3 protein-coding genes are annotated in these 3,207 nt (G+C 38.0%); all 3 read left to right on the top strand.

What is annotated here, in order from left to right; all coding sequences use genetic code 11:
• Window positions 1-170: 170 nt before the first annotated feature.
• The 3 genes from V7266_RS07875 (at window position 171) to V7266_RS07865 (ending at window position 3,102) form a co-directional block, all read left to right on the top strand.
• The gene (locus V7266_RS07875; protein WP_335467290.1) at window positions 171-956 is read left to right on the top strand and encodes a metallophosphoesterase; all 786 of its coding nucleotides are present in this window, start codon (window positions 171-173) and stop codon (window positions 954-956) included.
• Window positions 957-1,031: 75 nt separating this feature from the next.
• Window positions 1,032-1,613 carry a genetic competence negative regulator gene (locus V7266_RS07870; protein ID WP_335467281.1) on the top strand — a complete coding sequence of 194 codons (582 nt, stop codon included), beginning with the start codon at window positions 1,032-1,034 and terminating at the stop codon, window positions 1,611-1,613.
• A gap of 208 nt (window positions 1,614-1,821) precedes the next feature.
• Window positions 1,822-3,102, top strand: a complete 1,281-nt coding sequence (locus V7266_RS07865) for a Glu/Leu/Phe/Val family dehydrogenase (protein WP_335467280.1) — start codon at window positions 1,822-1,824, stop codon at window positions 3,100-3,102.
• The last annotated feature ends 105 nt before the right edge of the window (window positions 3,103-3,207 follow it).

The following is a 3,207-nucleotide window of genomic DNA, read 5'->3' as shown; positions in this document are numbered from 1 at the left end:
TTATTCGGGTTATAGTTCAATATTTTAGGGGGAGGGGTTTTTATGCTTAAAAGAATGTCATTGCTGCTTATTATTTTTTTGAGTGGTTACCAATTGAAGATCCTTTTGTTCCTTCCCGTCTTCTTTATGGTATGATTTCCGTAGAACTTTAAGAGGAGGAGAACAAAGTGATGATTTGGGGAATAATTGGCTTATTGGTGGTGGGAGGTATCCTTCTCCTCTTATTAATGGTGAAAGAGGCCTTTTTAAATAAAGTTGTCGAGCATGAGTTAACCTTTCCGGACTTTCCTGATTCATTTGGTAAGGTAACCATTTTTTTTATTTCAGATATTCATAGAAGAGTAATTTCTGATTTAATCATTCAGAAGGTAAAAGGGAGAGCAGACCTGGTTATTATTGGAGGTGATTTAACGGAAAAGGGGGTATCGTTTTCACAAGTTAAGGACAATTTATTGAAATTAAAACAAATTGCACCTGTGTATTTTGTCTGGGGAAACAATGATTATGAGGTGGATTTCCGTAAATTAGATGCGACTTTCCTTGATTTAGGAGTAAAGGTCTTGGATAATACAGCCGTTACTTTTGAGTCAGACCGCGGAGATAAATTATCTCTTCTAGGGGTTGATGACTGCAGCCAAGAGAGAGACCGGCTTGATTTAGCTCTATTGGATGCGGAAGAAAACAGTTTTAAAATATTAGCTAGTCATATTCCAACTATAACAGAAAAAGTTTTGCCTGAGCATAACATTCGATTGGTGTTGAGCGGACATACTCATGGAGGTCAAATACATATCCTAGGATATAGCCCTTTTGAAAAAGGGAAGATAAAAAAGCATTATAATACTGTTCTTTTAATTAGTAATGGGTATGGAACAACGACCGTACCATTAAGGTTAGGAGCCCCTGCAGAAACACATCTGCTTATCTTAAAACAAGGACCGGAAAAGTTAGGCTGAGGTAGACAAATCACCAATAGTACCCTGCTGCATACACTAAAAAACAAGAGTTACGTCACGGCAGGGGGCAAAAGCATGCGCTTAGAACGCTTAACGGCCAATAAAATAAAAATTTTTTTAACATCTGATGATCTATTTGAAAGAGGACTTTCAAAAGAGGATATTTGGAAGGATTCAAGTAAATGGAATCAGCTCTTTCATGATATGCTCGAAGAGGCAAGTGAGGAATTTGATGTTGATTTCCAGGGTTCTGTAGCTGTAGAAATTTTCTCCCTTCAGGCTCAAGGAATGATTTTAATTATCACCGTTGATGAAGTAAAAGACGATGAAGAGTTATTATACGATGGTTATATTGAAATGCAGGTAAGGGTTGAGGGCTGCGAGGATCTCTTATATGAGTTTAATGAATTTGAGGATCTTGTCGGACTTGCCAAAAGACTTTCAATTATAGACATTTATGGTGGAAATCTTTTTTATATGCATAATCGCTACTATCTTCTTATGGATAGTGTTGAGGCTGACAAAAAGGAAAGGGCGGCATGTATTTTATCAGAGTTTGGGAATCCGTCCATTCTAAGTCCATATGTTCTTGCTGAGTATGGCAAACCAGTGATGAAACATTTTGCTGTGGAAACGATTCTTCATTTTTTTAAATAACTTGTTTAAATTCATATCATACTAAAGGGGCGAAGGCCCCTTTAGTTGTCCTTAAAAACCTCCGTGTTTTTAAAACTTCTTATATTCACCAAAGCGTTTTCAAATAAGACTTTGTCTATGTTTTTCTTCTTGCATAAATCCATTAAACGTGTATACTTGTCTCTGAAAGAAGACAACATTCGTAAAGAATTTTCTAGGAGGATTTCAAATGGTAGCCGAAAAAGCAAATAGTCAAACTAATCAAGAGGGAGATCATCATGATGTGTTGAAATCAACACAAACAGTTATACATAAAGCCCTTGAAAAGTTAGGTTATCCTGAAGAAGTATATGAGCTCTTAAAGGAGCCATTACGTTTGCTAACAGTGAAAATTCCCATAAGAATGGATGACGGTTCTATTAAGATATTTACAGGGTACCGTGCGCAGCATAATGATGCAGTTGGGCCTACAAAGGGTGGTATTCGGTTTCATCCTAACGTAACTGAAACTGAAGTGAAAGCCCTTTCGATATGGATGAGTTTAAAATGCGGGATTGTTGACCTTCCGTATGGCGGGGGGAAAGGTGGAATTGTCTGCGACCCGCGTGATATGTCTTTTAGAGAACTTGAAAGACTGAGCCGTGGCTATGTAAGAGCAATCAGTCAGATTGTAGGACCAACGAAGGATATTCCAGCACCGGATGTATTTACTAACTCACAAATAATGGCCTGGATGATGGATGAATATAGCCGTATTGATGAATTCAATTCCCCTGGATTTATCACAGGAAAGCCGCTTGTATTAGGGGGGTCTCATGGACGTGAATCGGCAACCGCAAAAGGTGTAACCATTTGTATTCGTGAAGCGGCAAAAAAGAAGGGAATTCAAATTGAAGGAGCAAGGGTAGTTGTCCAAGGATTTGGAAATGCAGGAAGTTATTTATCTAAGTTTATGCATGATGCTGGTGCAAAGGTAATTGGTATTTCAGATGCATATGGTGCACTGCATGATCCCAATGGTCTAGATATTGATTATCTTTTAGATAGACGGGACAGCTTTGGCACGGTAACAAAATTATTTAATAATACCATTACAAATAAAGAATTACTTGAGCTGGATTGCGATATTCTTGTTCCGGCGGCGATTGAAAATCAAATTACAGCAGAAAATGCTCACAATATTCATGCGAAGATTGTGGTTGAGGCAGCGAATGGTCCAACCACATTGGAAGCAACCGAAATTTTAACTGAGCGGGGCATTTTGCTCGTTCCAGATGTATTAGCATCGGCAGGCGGAGTAACAGTATCTTATTTTGAGTGGGTTCAAAATAATCAAGGCTATTATTGGACAGAAGAAGAAGTTGAAGAAAAATTAGAAAAAGTAATGGTGAAATCGTTCAAGAATATTTATGATACTGCGCAAACACGAAGAGTTGATATGCGCCTTGCTGCCTATATGGTTGGGGTACGAAAAATGGCTGAAGCCAGCCGCTTTAGAGGCTGGATTTAATCTGCCAAACGATTTTGAAAGTTGTGTTTGTTGAAACTATATGGAAAATCTCCTATCATGTTACGGTAGGAGATTTTTTTAATAATAAGGCTGTGTTAAAGGTTA

Source organism: Neobacillus drentensis (assembly GCF_036965645.1).
Classification (GTDB): Bacteria; Bacillota; Bacilli; order Bacillales; family Cytobacillaceae; genus Neobacillus; species Neobacillus drentensis_D.
This window is presented reverse-complemented; position numbering and strand designations above follow the sequence as displayed.

Coding starts and splice junctions, on each gene's coding strand:
- V7266_RS07870 (WP_335467281.1), top strand. CDS start 1,032: ATGCGCTTAGAACGCTTAACGGCCAATAAAATAAAAATTTTTTTAACA.
- V7266_RS07865 (WP_335467280.1), top strand. CDS start 1,822: ATGGTAGCCGAAAAAGCAAATAGTCAAACTAATCAAGAGGGAGATCAT.
- V7266_RS07875 (WP_335467290.1), top strand. CDS start 171: ATGATTTGGGGAATAATTGGCTTATTGGTGGTGGGAGGTATCCTTCTC.